Source organism: Cohnella soli, assembly GCF_042655525.1.
In the GTDB taxonomy this organism is placed as follows: domain Bacteria; phylum Bacillota; class Bacilli; order Paenibacillales; family Paenibacillaceae; genus Cohnella; species Cohnella soli.
Genome location: NZ_JBHSMI010000056.1, coordinates 252,216 through 269,317 on the forward strand (window position 1 = coordinate 252,216; position 17,102 = coordinate 269,317).

At 55.2% G+C, this 17,102-nt stretch carries 9 protein-coding genes; 3 read left to right on the top strand and 6 right to left on the bottom strand.

The genetic code is table 11. From position 1 onward, the window contains the following. Positions 1-7: 7 nt before the first annotated feature. From ACFPOF_RS28490 to ACFPOF_RS28505, 4 genes are all read right to left on the bottom strand, one after another. A complete protein-coding gene (locus ACFPOF_RS28490; RefSeq protein WP_378138779.1) occupies positions 8-928 on the bottom strand; it encodes a DUF2232 domain-containing protein in 921 nt (306 codons plus the stop codon). A gap of 425 nt (positions 929-1,353) precedes the next feature. Beyond that, positions 1,354-3,339: an amidohydrolase family protein gene (locus tag ACFPOF_RS28495; protein ID WP_378138780.1), complete on the bottom strand. Its 1,986-nt coding sequence runs from the start codon at positions 3,337-3,339 to the stop codon at positions 1,354-1,356. Between the two features lie 36 nt (positions 3,340-3,375). Then, a complete protein-coding gene (locus ACFPOF_RS28500; protein ID WP_378138781.1) occupies positions 3,376-3,816 on the bottom strand; it encodes a CBS domain-containing protein in 441 nt (146 codons plus the stop codon). Between the two features lie 427 nt (positions 3,817-4,243). Beyond that, complete coding sequence (locus ACFPOF_RS28505; protein WP_378138782.1) at positions 4,244-5,299, bottom strand: LCP family protein; 1,056 nt, start codon at positions 5,297-5,299, stop codon at positions 4,244-4,246. 292 nt (positions 5,300-5,591) lie between these two features. On the opposite strand from ACFPOF_RS28505, the gene ACFPOF_RS28510 reads away from it, so the two are divergent. Beyond that, entirely contained in the window at positions 5,592-6,512 is a 921-nt protein-coding gene (locus tag ACFPOF_RS28510; protein ID WP_378138783.1) for an ABC transporter ATP-binding protein, read from the top strand. Further along, positions 6,505-7,461, top strand: a complete 957-nt coding sequence (locus tag ACFPOF_RS28515; protein ID WP_378138784.1) for an ABC transporter permease — start codon at positions 6,505-6,507, stop codon at positions 7,459-7,461. Before ACFPOF_RS28510 ends, ACFPOF_RS28515 begins: the two co-directional genes overlap by 8 nt. A gap of 107 nt (positions 7,462-7,568) precedes the next feature. On the opposite strand, the gene ACFPOF_RS28520 is transcribed toward ACFPOF_RS28515, so the two are convergent. Continuing rightward, complete coding sequence (locus tag ACFPOF_RS28520; protein ID WP_378138785.1) at positions 7,569-10,316, bottom strand: alpha-L-rhamnosidase; 2,748 nt, start codon at positions 10,314-10,316, stop codon at positions 7,569-7,571. 235 nt (positions 10,317-10,551) lie between these two features. Between ACFPOF_RS28520 and ACFPOF_RS28525 the strand changes: the two genes are divergently transcribed. Next, positions 10,552-11,373: a helix-turn-helix domain-containing protein gene (locus ACFPOF_RS28525; RefSeq protein ID WP_378138786.1), complete on the top strand. Its 822-nt coding sequence runs from the start codon at positions 10,552-10,554 to the stop codon at positions 11,371-11,373. Positions 11,374-11,401: 28 nt separating this feature from the next. Here ACFPOF_RS28525 and ACFPOF_RS28530 read toward each other — a convergent pair whose 3' ends face one another. Continuing rightward, positions 11,402-16,747, bottom strand: a complete 5,346-nt coding sequence (locus tag ACFPOF_RS28530) for a discoidin domain-containing protein (protein WP_378138787.1) — start codon at positions 16,745-16,747, stop codon at positions 11,402-11,404. Positions 16,748-17,102: the final 355 nt, after the last annotated feature.

Genomic DNA, 17,102 nt, shown 5'->3' on the forward strand with positions numbered 1-17,102 from the left:
CCGGGCCTTATTGTTTGTTAAACGCTTTGCGCAGTGGGAAAGCCGTATCGAGCAGCCCGATCAATAGATAGGCTTGCGGGAAAAACAGCACTGGGACGCATAGCAACAACGCCACGATCTTGGACCATTTCTTCGCATCCGCCAGGAAAAAGAAAAATCCGAACGCAATCAACGTGAACACGAATCCGAGAATGGGCTCCAGATTTCTCGCCACGATCGCCCAGTATCCGACGGCATCGTTCGATATCGAGTAGACGGCGATGAGGGCGATCACATAGTAGAGCACAAAACTTCTCGGCACTTTCCATGTCTTTACTTTCGGCAGCGCCGATGTCTCGAAACCTGACGCTTTAAGCGCTTGGCGAGATAGCGCATGCGTGACAATCGTGAACATGACCGAGCTGAAGAGCAGAAGCATCGGCAGCAAGTTCATCACCTGTTCGCTCATGTCCCGTCCGATGCTCTCGGCTCCGCCAATCTTGAACAGTTCGGTTCCGCCAGCGCGCTCCAGTTCCTTCAGATTGTCCGTCAGAAGAGACGCGAGCTCGGTTTTCAGATCGATGTCGAACATGACGGAGAACAAGGCGAGCTCCAGCAGAAGCTGGGCCAGCACGATGACGAAACCGACGAGGACGGCTGTTTTCGCCGGACTGCCTTTCTTATAGATATGCCCCATCGCAATCGAAGGGACAAGGAAGAAAAACCCGAGAGTCACGACGATCGGCCCGATGCCGCCCGATGCCAGGAAAGCCGCCGCCCCGATCGCGACCACGTGCGCGGCGAAGGATTTGACGCTTAACATGCGGTACAGGACGACGAAAGGCGTCATCGTCAATAAAATCGTTACGAAGTTCAAAGGCGTCGCCAGCGCCACCAGGAGCAGCCAAGCGGCAGCGCTCCACGCTAGCGATCTCCACGATACGTTCAATCCATTCACCTCTTGCGAATTCGTTCTCGGCAGCTCGACAAAGATTCAGCTACCGCTCTCCCGGTTGGCTTTCTCTTGCTCAGACCCGTCAGCTTGTCCGTAGCAGCCCGAAAGTTGCAAACTTCATTATAACATAATATCCGACACGGAAGTGAGCGGCTAGGGCGTGTCTGAATACTCCGAGGTAGCAGATTTGGCCGAATTTTCGTTCCATGCAAGGAACTTTTGTGAAGGCGTACCGGGGGGTACGTCGAGCAAAAGTGACGAAGCAGGGGGCGAAAGGCGATGAAAGATACCCTGAGCGAGTATTCAGACACGCCCTGAAGCCGAGATCTGGATGTCGCGGCATGCCAAAAGGGCATCTCTCCGCCGTGCGGAGAAATGCCCTCTGATTGAAGCCAATGCCGACGACTTCGACGTTGGTGTTATGGCGTTAGCGTCAATTGGTTACCATCTTTGCCGAGCTTCCACCCTTGCGCAGTAAGCGCGGCTACAGGGACGTAATTATGCTCGCCGACGGCCAGCATCTCTGTCGTCCGACCGTCTTCCCAAGTGAGCTTGTAACCCCGCTCGAGAATCAGTTCGCCAAGCTTCGGCTTCGGCACTTCCACCGGTGTCGCGCCATCTACGCGAACGGCAGTCGCCGCATGTTTCCGCTTGTCCCAAGAGACCATATACCCGTGCGACTTGAGCGAATCCAGATCAACGTAATTGCCGCCGCGGTATTGGAGAACCGCCGTCGCGACGCCGTCCCACTTCAGCGATGCCGCGCTTTCCTTGACGCGGACAAACTCGCTCTTGATCGGCTGCCCTACGCGAACGTCTTTGTGAAGCCCTTTGTCGTCGAGTACGGTCTGGCCGTTCACGAGCACGTATTTGATGCCTGCAGACAATAGCTCCGGCTTCTCGACTGTCGACTTGTCGCTGATCGTCTTGTAGTCGAATACGACGATATCCGCGTCCATCCCTTTGGCGATGCGGCCTTTCTTTTTCAGCGCCGGAGCCTGTTTCTCGAGCCGCTGCGCGGGCATCAAAGACATTTTCGCAATCGCGTCCGACAAAGAAATAACTTGCTGCTCCCTCACGTACAGCCCAACCGTTCTTGCGAACGTACCCGAAGCTCTCGGGTGGTTGTTATATCCAGGCTCCAGAATGGCATCGCTGCCGATCATCACGTAAGGCGCCTTCAGGGAATCGATGACGTCCTGCTTCGGAATCGCGTAAGCGACTGCCAGCTTGCCTTCCTTCTGATACTTGCGGAACGTCTCCGCCGTCAATCGCTCTTTCGTTCCGGCAATCTGCAAGTCCTTGTACGTGATGCGGAAACGCGATTGCCAACCTTCGTCGAACCTCGCGGAATTCAAGTACGTTCCCCAATAGTCGTAAGGGTAAATGCAAGAGGTAATGTCAAGCCCTTCGGCTCTGGCGTCTTCCACCATCTTGAGCGACTGCTTCATAGAGAACGTGCCGCCCGTGCTGTTGATGTGATCGATATGTACGGACGCGCCGGATGCCCGGGCATATCCAATCAATTCGTTTAACGCGTCGATGTTCGTGCCCGGCTCTTCCATATCCGAATATCTGGCGTGGAAATAGACCGGCACATTGTACTTGTAAGCAAGCTTCATCATCGGCAAAATTTCTTTGTCGTTCACGCCCGGCACGTATTCGAGGCTGAATGAAAGACCGAGTACGCCGTCATTCAGCGCTTTCTCCGCCTGATCAACAAGTTTCTGCACTTGTTCAGGCTTGGCCGTGGCGTAGCGACTCAGCTTGAACTGGTTGCGCGCCTGCGTGTAGAAGAACGAGGCGCCGAAATGAACCGGCGTCCGGTTGCGCACGTAGTAGGGATACCATTTCTCCGGCGACGACGTGCCCCCATGCATAGCAATGTTCGACGTTACGCCGTCGGCGATTTTGTTCCATACGCCAAGCGGATTCGGGTCATAGCTCAAATTGTCGATAAAACCCGGTGCCACTACGAGCCCTTTGGCATCGATCGTGCGTTTGCCCTTGAGCGGCTTGTCCGTCACGAGCGCGATCGTGCCTCCTTGAATAGCCACGTTCAACCCTTCCCGATCGAGCTTCGTCTCGGGATTGATGACCCTGCCGTTCGTAATGACGACATCGTATGTTTTGCTAAGATCCGACGCCGTCGGCTGGTCGATAGGCGCCTCTGCCGATTCGGGCGACGCGGCCGGAGAAGCCGGCGAACCTGACTTTCCGTCCGTCGGCAGCACCGTTCCCGTCTGCTCTCCCGCGCTTGCGACAGAATTCGGTCCCGGTTCGTTCCGATCCCCTTTCAGCGTCGTTGCCGCCCATATCGCACCCGCTACGACAAGCACTGCGAGCAGTAAAATTAATGGGAGAGTGCGGCGTCTTTGTTTATTCTGGCTGCGGCTGTGACTCATCTGTCCTCCAAATTGTCCGGTATCGTCTGTATCGTCCTACGCTTCCCGCTTGACCGCCCTGTCGCCCGATTGAATCGGGAGCAGCAGTTTCTCGCAATAATCGATAATATCGCTGCGACGTACGATGCCGATAAAAATATTCATGTCGTCCACGACCGGAACGAAATTCTGCGTCTTCGCCAGCGAGATCAAATCTTCCATGTTGGCGTCGATGCGTACGGCCAGGTTATTCATTCTTAACGGAACTTCGTCCAGGGATACCCGGTGCAGTTGATCGAAGCCTCGATCTGAATGATTTTTCAAATACCAGAGTAAATCTCCTTCGGTAACCGTCGCCTTGTACTCTCCGGATTCGCCGATAACCGGTACGGCCGTGTATCGGTGTCTCTCCATTTTCTCCAACGTCTGGCGCAGCGTTGCGCCTTTACTAACGGTAACAACCTCTTGCTTCGGTAATAAAAAGAAAGCGATATTCATGCGTGCCTCCTTCGCAGAATTTGTCATGATGTCCTGTCGAAAGATCCGAGACCATCCGCCACGGCTTCCTTATTATAGCACTATGCGCAGTCGTTCTCCATGTCGCTCCTATCATGAGTTAAGGCAATCTTTTGTGAAAAAGGCTGGGCGACTTGGGCGGTTTGATGCGGGGCGGTGGTGGATGGTTAGCTTTTTCGTGCTGGGAGGGAGCGGCGGCGGCAGGTAAGCCGGTTTGGCCGGCTTATTTCGCTGGATTCGCCGCGGCGGGGGCCTGTAAGCTGGTTTTTCCCGCTTATTTCGCCAAATCTGCCGCGGCGGGGGCCTGTAAGCTGGTTTTTCCCGCTTATTTCGCCGAATCTGCCACGGCAGCGGCCTGTAAGCCTGTTTTTCCCGCTTATTTCACCGGCCTCCGCCCGCCGCTGCATCATTACGCCGCCGGTTGCTTGCTGTCCGACACTACGCCGCTCGTGCCCGTCGACTGCTCTTTGTTCTCGTCCTTCTCGCCCGGAACGACCAATTGGTCCTCCGGCGTATTCGGGTTCATCCACAGCGCGACCGTGGCGCGAACCGCCTCCAAATCTTGCTCGTCGGCGACATAATACCACAAGTTTTCTTTACCCATCCGTTTGCCGTCGCCCTTCAGCGTGTAGCTCTTTACTTCGTGGCCCGTCTGCAGAAACTGCTTAGCCAGCTCGTTCATCGACGACGGCGGCAGATCGGTGATAAAATTGTCGCCTACGATGTCGAGCACTTCGGGAATTTTGTTCCATTGTTGCAGCGAAGATGCCTTATGCATAAGCGCCTCGATAAACACGCGGTTGCGTTCCGTCCGCGCCATGTCTCCGCCCGCGTCCTCGCGGTATCTGACATAATTGAGCGCCTCGACGCCCGTATAGCTCGGTTTGTTCGCTTTCACCGTAAATTTCTCGTGTTCCGCGCCTTTATTGACGATATCTTTGCCGATCGGAAGCGAGATGCCGCCGAGCGTATCGACAACTTTCACGAAACCTTGGAAATTAATCGCGGCGTAATGGTCGACCTTCGCGCCTAGCAGCTTCTCTACGCTGTTGACCGCCATTTCCGCACCGCCGAACGCGTAGGCATGCGTAATTTTGTCTTGCTTATCCTTGCCGACAATCTCTGCGTACGTATCCCGCGGAATCGACATCATTAACACCTTGCCGTTGTCCGGGCGAATGACCGTATAGATGATCGTATCCGAACGTCCGCGCTCCTTCGCGCGGGCGTCCACGCCGAGCATCAGCATGCTGAACGGCTCGCTTACCTTCGGCTTCTCGACAACCGGACGATCGGTTAGCGGCTTGTATGAACCTTGGAAGCTCGCCTCTACTTTGTCGGACAGAAACAGGTCGTACCCCAATGCAGACAATGTGCCTCTATTCGCGTAGATGAGTCCTGCGGCTACAACAAGTGTCATAACCGACGCGATCAGAACGATTTTGAAACGACGATATTTACGCATAATTTCTTCTCCTTCTCCTCTGTATCTCTCTATTTGTGATGTAAGACATTTTTCATTCGAGTTTCCGGACCCCTATTATACGATTGGCGGCACGAAGAAGTTACAGATTTCGCACTGGCAAATAGAATACCTGCCTGCCTACCCAACATCCGGTATCTCCCCCTGCCTCGACCTTTAGCCAATCGCACTAGACCAAAGTCCGGGTGTCATACTCATCCTTCGGCCGTGATTTTGCGAGCATCCCGTCCTGTATACTTCAGTTATTCGATCCGTTCAGGAGGTAATACGCACCATGTCTCAACCCGTTTTGCAGCTTCGCAACGTCACGAAGACGATTGGCAAGCGCAATATCGTAGACAACCTTTCTTTCGACATTCCCGCAGGCGAAGTATTCGGTTTTCTTGGACCGAACGGCGCCGGCAAAACGACAACCATCCGCATGATCGTCGGTCTCATCTCGATGACGAAGGGCGAAGCAACGATTAAAGGCGTTTCCGTCCGGGAGAACTTCGAGCTGGCGATGACCCACGTCGGCGCCATCGTCGAGAATCCGGAAATGTACAAATTTCTTACCGGTTACCAGAATCTCGTGCATTTCGCTCGCCGTCATTCCGGTGTCACGAAAGCACGCATCGACGAAGTCGTGAGTTTACTCGGTCTTCAGAACCGGATTCACGAGAAGGTCAAGCGCTATTCCCTCGGCATGCGGCAGAGACTCGGCGTCGCCCAAGCGATTCTTCACCGGCCGTCATTGCTTATTTTGGACGAACCGACCAACGGCCTCGATCCCGCGGGCATTCGCGAGCTGCGGGATTATTTGCGCAAGCTGACGAAAGACGAAGGCATCTCGGTCATCGTTTCCTCCCACTTGTTGTCGGAGATGGAGCTCATGTGCGACCGCGTCGCCATCATCCAGAGCGGCAAACTCGTCGACGTCCGTTCGCTGCAAGAACATAAAACCACTGCGCAGACGAAGATCGTGATCGAAGTGGGCGACTTGCAAGCCGCCCGTCAATTGCTCGCAGAAACATTCGATGAGTCGCTGCTGTCCACTTCAGGCAATCTGCTCGAGGTTCTTGCGGACAAAACCGCCATTCCGGATATTGCGAGAATGCTCGTCAAATCGGGTCTGGACGTCTACGGCATTCACGCCGCGCAAAAATCGCTCGAAGAGCAATTCCTCGAAATTACCGGAGGTGAGATGGTTGTCTAGTCTTGTTCAGCTTGTCCGTAATGAGAATATGAAAATTTACCGCCGTCCGCGCACATGGATTATGGTCGGCATCCTGATCCTGGCGCTCGGACTGTTCAGTTGGCTCATCAAATGGGATTCCCACGATGACAATCAGAGCAACTGGAAAAACACGTTAACCCAGCAAAATACGCAAATGCAGAACGACCTAAAAGGGCTGACACCCGCCGAAGGAAAGCACCAGACTTGGCTGACCGAACAGATCGAGCTTAACCAGTATTATCTCGATCATGATATCAACCCATTCGATCTTTCCTTATGGACCTACGTCAACGAGTCCGCATCTCTGATTATTCTTGTGACGATCTTGACGGTCATTATCGCCGCCGACATGATCGCCGCCGAATTCTCGTGGGGCACGATCAAGCTGCTGCTCGTCGGCCCATCTTCGCGAACGAAGATTATGCTCGCCAAATACATCTCGACGATGATCTTTGCGGTGCTTCTATTGATATTGTCGTTCGTGGTGGCGTTCCTGTTCGGTGCGATCCTCGAAGGTTTCAGCGGCATTTCCTTGCCTCACTTGACGATAGGGGACAACGGGCTCGTTCACGAAGGCTCCATGATCGTCAATTCCTTGCAGCAGTACGGCTATAACATCGTCTCCCTGCTCATGTACGTTACGATGGCGTTCATGATCTCCTCCGCGTTCCGGAGCTCGTCGATGGCGATCGCATTCTCGCTGCTTTTTATGCTCGTCGGCAATACATTATCAGGATTGCTGCGCCAGTATAGCTGGGTCAAATATTTGTTGTTCTCCAACATCGACCTGAGGCAGTATTTGGACGGCTCCCAGCCACTCCATCCAAGCATGACGCTTGGCTTCTCGATAGGCGTGCTCGTTGCCTACTATGTCGTGTTCCAGCTCGTGGCCTGGCTGCTGTTCACAAGGCGCGACGTGGCGGCTTAATATTGTCCTCCAGCACGAAGAATCTCCCCGCAACAAGCCGGGGAGATTCTTCGTGTATACGGGTAGATTCGTAGACAAAGCGGAGCATATTGCCCATTAGGTTTCGGCTAACGGAGGCCTACCGGAAGCGAAGCATGACGGCCAACAAACCCTTCAGTATGTTTTATCGTAAATACGTATCCGCCGGATCCGACATCAAGCTCGACATAGCCCTCTCTCATTGAGCCGCCGTATACGCCTGACGTTCCCTCCACGAATCGTCCATCCGCCCATACGGTGTCGTTCCCCTCCCTAACGATGAACGCCATCGAACCCGACAAGGGAACGGGCATACACAATTTGGCGCGGCTGTTGGCCGGAATATTCGCTTTCAAAATAAACTCGCCGTCTCTCCGAACCCACTGCACCTCAACGCTACCGTTGATCGTTTTCAAAGAAGCGTTCACGAATGTCAGATCGCTTGTCGGGTAAGGCTTGATCACCATCTTGTCGAAACCCCGCGCGGAATCGTCCGCGTTGATACCCGCCAAAACCTTGTAGAACCATGACCCCACGTTGGCATGCATCGGATGATTTCGGGAATTCATCTCGTTGCCGATGTCGTATTCCCACCTCTCCCAGATCGTCGTCGCGCCGTTCGCGATCATGAATCCCCAGCTCGGGTAAGTCGTCTGCGTAACGATCCGGTATGCCGTTTCGATCCGGCCGTGCTCCGCCAACGTCTCGAGCATGTGCTTGGTGCACTGATTACCGGTGCTGAGATGATCATCATGAACTTGTTCGATGTCCCGAACGAGATGGCCAACGACATCCTCGACTTTGTCTTCGCGAACCAGCCCGAATCTAAGCGCGATGGCTTGCGAGCCTTGGCTGCCTTGGACGTAACGGTTCGCTTCTTCGTCGAAGAAGCTTCGGTTAAACGCCTCTTTGATTTTGCGTGCGAGCGTGGCGAATTGCTCTTCTTCCTCCGGTTTATCCAAGATGGCCGCGATTTGGGCGAGCAGCCGGGCGTTCCAATAGAAGTGCGCCGTCGACATGAGCTCCCCCGGCGTTCCCTTCGATATCGCACCGTCTCCATCGCTCTGCGGTTCGCAATCAATCACCGGAGACGCCCAATCCCCAAAGTAGCTGCGCTTGACGATGAAGTCTTCCGCCTCGTTCGCCAAATACTCGGTCCATCCCTTGAGTCCCTCGTAATGCTGCACAAGTACCCGCTTGTTCCCATAATGGCGATACAGCAGCAATGGAATCGTCAAATAGCAGCTGACAACCGGGTCGGCCGGCCGAAATCCCCATCGGTACGGCGCCGTGTCGGCGATCGCACCGGTTCGCCCGTCGCGGGTATCGCTTATATCGTCCAACCATTTCTGATAAAATCTCGACATGTCGAAGTTATACAGCGCTTCATCCGCCCTGGCCGTCGCGTCGTTCAGCCAGGCCATGCGCTCGTCCCGCTGAGGACAGTCCGTCGGGATGCCGTGAAGATTACTCGCTTCCGTCCACCAGACGTTGCGATGAATCCGGTTAATGAGCTCGTTACTGCATTCAAAGGCACCTATCGGCTCGACAGAGCTTCTGACGATCTGCGCGGTTAACCGCGACACCTCGGCCGTGCCCGCCTCTATCCCTACTTGCACATAGCGGAAGCCATGATAGGTAAACCTCGGCGCATAAATCTCTTCCCCTGAACCCTTTAGAATATAGGTGTCCTTGGCATCGGCAAGCCGCAAATTTTCCTGGTTGACCGTCCCGTCGTCGTAGAGGCTTTCCGCATATTTCAAGGACACGATGGCGCCCGCCTCGCCGCTTACCGCAATCTTCGCCCAACCCGCCATATTTTGGCCGATATCGTATACTCTGACTTGATCTCCGATGACTGATACGTCGATCGGCTCGAGCTCGCCCATGACCTTAATCGGTTCCATCGTCTGCGATACGAGCTTTCCTCCCGGGCTTTCTACGGAAGAAGCCGTGATCCACCCGTTTGCCCTGTGGTTATAACGTGCAAAATCGTACGCCGCGGTGTCCCAGCCTTCTTTCTCAAGCCGTGCGTCGTACAGCTCTCCTTCGAAAATGCCATTCCGGACGATCGGGCCGCGCGAAATATGCCACCCCGCTCCCCAATCCCATCGCGTGCACACTTCTTCGCTCGTTCCGTCATCGAAATCGATGTGCATTTGGATCAACGCCTTCGGCGCTCCGTACCAGCCATTGCCGAGATGAACGCCGACGACGTTTTTTCCGTGTTGCAACAGCTCCGTAACATCGTAGGTACAATAGAGAACCCGTTTGCTGTAATCCGTCGTACCGGGATCGAGCACGTGGTCTCCGACCTTCCGGCCGTTCATTCTGAACTCGTAATAGCCAAGCCCGGCAATATAGACTCTGGCCTTGGAAACTTGCTTACTTAATTCAAATTCCTTGCGCATCAGGATTGACGAACCGTTAAATCCCCCGGCATGGCCAAGCCAGTTGCCCTTCCAATCCTCCGGCTCCAGCAGTCCCGTTTCGAACACGGCGATTTCGCTGTCATCGCTTTCGTTGCCGTACTTGTCCCACAGCCTGACTTTCCAGTAACAAGTTTGCCTGCTCCCAAGTTCGGCGCCGCCGTACGCGATGCCGCTAGATTGTGCGGAAAGAACCTTGCCGCTGTCCCATAGATCGCCTTGATTTTGCCGCGCCGACTCCGGACTGCTGGATACGATGACCCGGTAAGCCGATTGCCATTGCCCTCGTTCCGAATGTCGCATCGCCCAAGACAGAAGAGGCGATTTCGAGTCGATTCCGATTGGATTTCTTGCATACTCGCACAGCAATCGTTCAGGTCCGAACAATCGCTCGTTGGTTTGATTCATTGAAGCGTCCCCCCCGCTGCTTTTCTCGATTCACCTCGCGGACGACCACCGCCCGCTCCTTGTCATTCGGTCAGGCTTTACAATCTTGCAACGCAATTATAGACTGGTTTCATCAAAAAGCATTTGTATTTGATCCGCCACAATAGAAATCCGAACCTATATTAAAGCAAACTAAGTGGACAATATCCCCATTCTATTTGTACTATATTGACCTAATCAGAATCGGAGGCATTTCATGCATATCCGCAAATACGGGAACATCACGCTGACCTCCCCCCAAAGCTATGAAAGTGGAGGCCTACACCCCTATCATCATGAAATTTTGTATGTCTCTTCCGGCGAAGTTCAATTGGACTGGCAGGACCGGATCTATAAGGCCAAGGGACCCGCTTTATTTTTCCTGACGCCGAACACGACGCATCAACTAACGAAAATCTCGCCCCATTACAGCTTCCTGTTCATGGAGGCGGAGATGCGGGACGACCCGTTCCTCGGCCTCTCCGAGATCATTCGCTGGAACGCGATGCAGAGCGAGGGGCTGTCGCCCTCCTATGCCCACTCCGTCGTTCTATCGACAATGAACCAGATTCGCAACCACCTCGAATCCGAATTGGCGGCCCAACCCGCGCTCATCGACCAACTCGTGACGACTGAGATTCAGAAGGTCGTTTTGCTGGTCAGACAGATCGTTTCGGCCCACGGGCATGACTCCGGTCCCCCGGAATCCACCAAGGCGGTCGAATCGCTCATGCATTTCATGGAATCGTTCTATAGAGAAGAGATCACGATGAAAGACTTGGCCGACCTGGTTTATCACCATCCGTCCTATTTGATACGCCTATTCAAGCAGTCCACGGGCATGACTCCGTTCCAATACTTGAACCGCCTCAGGATGAACGCCGCGATCAACCATCTGAGCAATAGCGATCTGCCGATACAGGACATCGTCCGACTGACGGGCTACGGCAGCATCCACTATTTCAGCCGCTTATTCAAGAATACGTACGGGGTCAGCCCTTCCATGTGGAGACAGCAGCAGCGTGAAAACGCGCGGTGAACGACGGCTCGTTCCCCGCGCGCTTCGGTTAAGGATAAATCCGGACTTCCCTGATTTGAGCCGTATCGTTCCAGCCCGCAGAGACATTCAGCTTCACATACCTTGCGTTCACCGCCGGGAACGAATAGATCACGTCGTTCTGGCCGCTGTTCTTGGCAGTATACACGGTTGTCCAGGAAATGCCGTCGGCGGACGTCTCGATCGTAAACGCCTTGGGCCCCAACTTCTGCGCCAGGATGTTGTTTCTCGGGAAAACCTCCACCGCCCGCACGCTCTTCGCGCTGCCCAGATCGAATTGAATCCAGGCGGGCGGCGAGCCGACCGGCGCCCACATATTGACGTCGGATTCGGTGATGCCATCGACGGCTTTAGCCGCTTCATAGCCGGCCGCCTGCGAGGACGCCGTCACCGCTGCGACGGACAGAGGCGTCAGGCTCCGGCGGAAGGCGAGCTGCCGGATCATCACGGAGTCGGCGTAACCTTCCGTGATATTCAGCTTCACGTAACGCGCCGATACCGGCGTCCACGCGTAGGCATCGTCCTTGTTGCCTTGATCCGCTACCGTCAGCACGGCCGGTCCCCAGTTCACGCCGTCTGTCGACGTCTGAACGGTAAAGCTTTTCGGACCCGACCCTCTCCAGTTGATGTCGTCCACGGCGAGCCAGGCGTTGGCGCCGGAAGCGTTGCCGTCCACGACCTGGAAGATGACCTTCTCGCCCACGTATGCCGAAACATCCCAGGTTTGCAAGCTGAACTTGTCGCTTTGCGGCGGCTTGGCGGTGAACAGGATAGCGTTGTCGGACGCTCTTCGCAAATAATAGAAATTCTGATTGCTCGTCCCCGACGGTCCGTCATAGCCGGCTTTGCGGAAGGAGAAAATGCCGTTCTCCAGCACGAAAGCTCTGCTCGTCAGCGTGCCCGTCGCGGATTCTCCGCCGACGTAGGATGCGGCATAGTACGATCCTCTGAAGCCGTCTACGCTTCCCAGCGGATTGTAGGCTTGCGGCGAGCCGCCGAACGCCGTGCCCGTCTTGGTCCATCCGCCCCATGTGCCGACTTCGAAATCGAAGTTTTCCAATTGTGTCAGATCGTCAAAAGCCAGCCATCCGTAATCCTTGTTGTCGACAACGTCGTATGCGACGCCGTCCTCCACTTTCACATACACTTCCGTTCCGATATAGGCCGACACATCCCAATATTTCTGGACAAAATGTCCGGCTTGCGGCGGTTTGGCGACGTATAAAGGCACATTGTCCGAAGCGCGAATCAGCCAATAATAGTTCTGGTTGCTGCTGCCGCTCCGTCCGTCGTAGCCGGCCGCCAAATAGGAAAGGACCGGCTTCTCGATCACGAACGTCTTGCTTGTCAGTGTGCCCGTCGCAATATTGCCTGCCGCATGAGTGCCTGCGTAATACTTTCCGTCGTATCCGGGAACGTCTAATATCTTTTTGCTCCAGGGAAGGTTCTCGTCGCTATGCTGGTAAGTCGGTGCCGTGCCGAAGCCGTTGCCGGTCGCCGTCCAGCCGGAATAAGTGCCTCGCTCGAAGCCGTAATTGCCGCTGAAGAAGATGTCGTCGATGCCGAGCCATCCGTACAGACTGCCGAAGTTGCCGTCCACGGCCTGAATATAGACCCGTGTGCCCATATAGGGCGTCACGTCCCAGGTGACTTCCGTGAAGCTGTCGCTCTGCGGGGGTTTAGCCGTCAACAGGATCGCGTCGTCCGAAGCTCTCCGCAAATATACGAAGTTCAAATTCGAGTCTCCCGCTCCTCCGTCGAAACCGGCGATTCTGAACTTCAGCAGTTCTTTTTCCGGCAGGAAGCTCCCCGAAGTCAACGTGCCCGTGGCGGCGTCTCCCCCCGACTTGGAATCGGCCCAGTACGAACCTCTCCAGCCTTTTACCAGCCCGCCGTGATCCGAGGTCGTCGGAGCGGAGCCGAATGCGGTTCCCGTTACCGTCCATCCGGCAAAGCTGCCTTGCTCGAACGCGTATTCGGGGATGTCTTTGTTTTCCCTGTAACTGCCGAGAGCCACGGCGTCCGCGCCCAGCCATCCGTAAGCGGCCGCAGTATCGTTATCGACGATCTCCAGATACGCTTCGGTGCCGATGTCGCGCGTCACCTCCAGCCTTCTCGTCACGAACGCGTCGCTCTGGGGAGGTTTGACGGTATAGAGAATCGCGTTATCCGAAACCCGCCTGATGTAAATAAAATTGCGGTTGTCCGTACCTGCCGGTCCGTCATATCCGACGATCCTGAGGCTCAGCACATCCTTGTCGATCGTAAAATTCGGACTCCTGAGCGTGCCGGTCGCCGCTTCTCCCCCCCACTGCGAATCCGCCCAATACTTGCCCTTTATACCGGATATCGCGCCAAAGTGGGTGCCGGAAGTCGGCGCCGTCCCGAACGCAACGCCGGTTGTCGTCCATCCGTTGTAGCTGCCCGTCTCGAAAGAGAAAATCTCCCGCTCGTCCTTGTCCCCGATCGGGTACAGTTCCATCCCGCTCACGGGGTATACGTCTCCGAAATCGGCAATCAGCGTTTGCGGCTTGTCGGGAGAAGCGCTCCCGCCTTTCCAATAGCCCGCTTCTTCCTTCGGAAGATCGACGACCGACTTCGGATTGAACGGTTTCTCGTGCATGCCTGCGCTGACCTCCGTCACCGGCAGATAACCGTAAGGAAGCGAGTTCACCAGCAAAGGTTGTGTTGAAGACGCCGTATACGTTATCCTTTTCTGCGGCAGCTCCAGCGACTCTTCTTTTATTCGTCCGCCGACGACCTGGGTCCACGGCGCCGTCAAATCCACTTCCATGACAGAACCGTTCAAGCTGGAATCGGCCTCGATCTTGAGCGTCTGGCCATTCGACATGTATTCAGGGTCGGCCACGACCGCAAATTTGTTGCCGTTCTGCTTATTCGTCCCCATATAGGCGACATGATAACGGTCGCCGTCATATTTCACTTTCCGGACGACTCCGACATGATCGGCGAAGTCATGCAGAATTTTTCCCATGAACGCGTCGTAAAACATTTCACTGTCGCTCACGGGAATAGTGCTGTACAGCACTTTCCCGCTGCCGTAGCTGTATTCCACCATCAGCGCGTTGCCGTTCCCGTCGACGAGCACAGGCGTGGCGCCGGGAAGGAGGCTGGTGAAAACCTGCGCCTGACTGCTGTCTGAGACAGTGAATTGCGCCGTTTCGCCCACCTTCAACGACGTCAGCCATGCCGGTTTGTTCGCGGCGACGCTGGCCGTCCGGCTCGCCGTCGTCGTGGCCGTGCTGCCTCCCGAGATACCCATCATCCAACTGGCGACGTTCGTGTCGCCCGATACCGAGCGAGTTGCCAGATTCAGCTTGTAGTTAAAGCTGTCTTTGCCGAAGCCGACAATCGCTTTACCGCCGTGGACCCAGTTCAACAGACTGCTCTGCGCGACGTCGGAAGTGAGCGTCAGGCTGGAGTTGGCCGAGACAAGCAGCTTGTAGTTCGCCAGCACGCCGTCTTCGATCAGGAAGTCATCGATTACGTCCGGCGTATCCAGATAATGCGACCAACTCGCGAAAGGCCTGACGTTAAATCCGAGCCCGTGATCCCGGTCATAAATATTCATGTAGTCGTCGTATCTGTACCCTTTGCGATAATTGCTGGAGTAAAACGAATTGTAGATCGCCACATCGACGCCTTCCGGCAACGGATCGACGGCCAGCAGCCGACCCGACCGCTGCGCGTATTGCTGCAGCTCCTGCGTTCCCGTATACGTGCCGGTCGGATCCCATCCCGTCGTATGCTCTGTGCCCGTCCAACCGCTTCCGGCGAAATCCTCGGCCATGTTGCTGTTGTTGAACGTTCCAATTCCCTTGGCCAGCAGCGAGAACATCGTGTCATCGCTCAGCTTCTTGTTCTCGTAATTGGCATTGTCAATCGCCGTATCGAAGCCATAGAACCTTGCCGCGGCCGCTATGCCCGCCGCGCCGAAAACTTCGTCGCCTCCGCTGCTCGCGAACACGAACGGTTTGTAGTCGGCAGCGATTCTCGCCGCCATCCCGAGACTGGCTTGGCTTTCCATCGGGGAGAACCAGTGGCCGCCATCGGTCTCGATATAGAGCGGCTTATCCGTCGCGCTCCGCACAGCTTCGATCGTCTGGCGGGTGTAATTAGCCAGATGGTCGCGCAGCCAGAACATCAGATCGGACCAGCTCTGGCGCGTATCGTAAGATCCCGGCATTCCCGTACGCAGCGGCTTGGGCGGTTGAATGTCGCTCCAACCCGCATAAGTCGTTCCCCAGGCCAGATTTACATCGGCGATTGTGGCATACTTGGTTTGCAGCCACTGCCTGAACTTGGCTTTGGCGTTGTCGTCGTACACCCAGAGGGTCGGATTGACGATATCTCCCCCGTAGATTTCAACGCCTCCGAAATATCCCGGACCCGTAATCGCCTGCAGCCGCACGTAAGGATTATCGCTGAAATGCTGGGCCACCTTCTTGTTGTAAGTGCTGTATAGCGTTAACGTATCGTCCACAAAAGGATTCGCTTTAACCTCGTCCAGAAACTGGCTGCCGTTCTCGTCGATGAGAGGTGTCTTCAACTGCGACCAGTAAGGCGTCAGCAAGCCGAGATTTTCCCCGATGAACATATCGAATCCGTGGGAAGTGAAGCGATTCACCATTTCGTCCGCGTACGTCCAGTCGTAATTAGCGTCGTCCGCCGGATCGCCTCCGTTAGGCAGCGTCTGAACGGTGAAGTCGGGCGCATAACCTACGATGATCGGATTCACCAACTGGATGTTGGCGCGCTTCAGCGCATCGAAGCCCGCTTCCGTACTTCTGGAGAAGTCGTAGAGGTCCCCGGCCGACAAAGTCGATACCCGATGCGGCAAAATTTTCGAAAACAGATAGACTTCTCTGAGCTGAACGTCGTTGTTGAACCCGGATGTGGCTTTGATTCTCACGTACCTGGCTTTGAGCGGGGTCCAATCGTGAAAGGTACGCTTGTCCGCAGTCAGATTAACCGTCTTCTGCACGGCGTACGAGACGTCGTCCGTAGACGTTTCGATAGTGAACGCTTTCGGACCGTGACCGATATTCGGGTAAATCTCGATCGCTCCCACATATTTCGCGCTGCCCAGATCGAACTTGATCCACTGCGGGCTGGAAGATGTCGGCGCCGCGTTGGCCGCCCACTTGTTGCCGGCGTCCAGATGAATATCGTCGGAAGCTTTGGCCGGCCCGTTCCCCGCTTGGGAAGAGGACGCCGTTACCAGGCTGACCGGCAAATCCAGATTGCTGGCGTCGGCGGCGGGCGATCTGCCCCAGAGCATCAGCGTCACTAACGCTGCCCCTACTGCAAGCGCTTTCAACCTTCGATTTAACATTATACTGCCTCCTTTATTTTCTGATATCGCTCAATGCTTACGAAACGGGCCGGGGCGTGGAGCGAAAACGGATGGTTTGTTGTCAGTTGCGTTCACGCGTCGGAGGTTTCGGGAGTTTGTGCGGTTGTACGCTAGGCTAAGTGTATATTGAGCATTTAGATGGCCGGGGTTTTGTCGTCCGAGAAATCTAATTGCATTTTCGACACTTAGATCAGGCCCGAATCCCCGCCAACGGGCAAAACAGTCAAGTTAAATGCCTGTTTAACACTTAGTTCCGCCCCTAAGCGTTTTTCAGCGAATCTAATTGTTCTTTTTACACTTAGCCAAACACCGCACATCCGACAAGCCGATGATC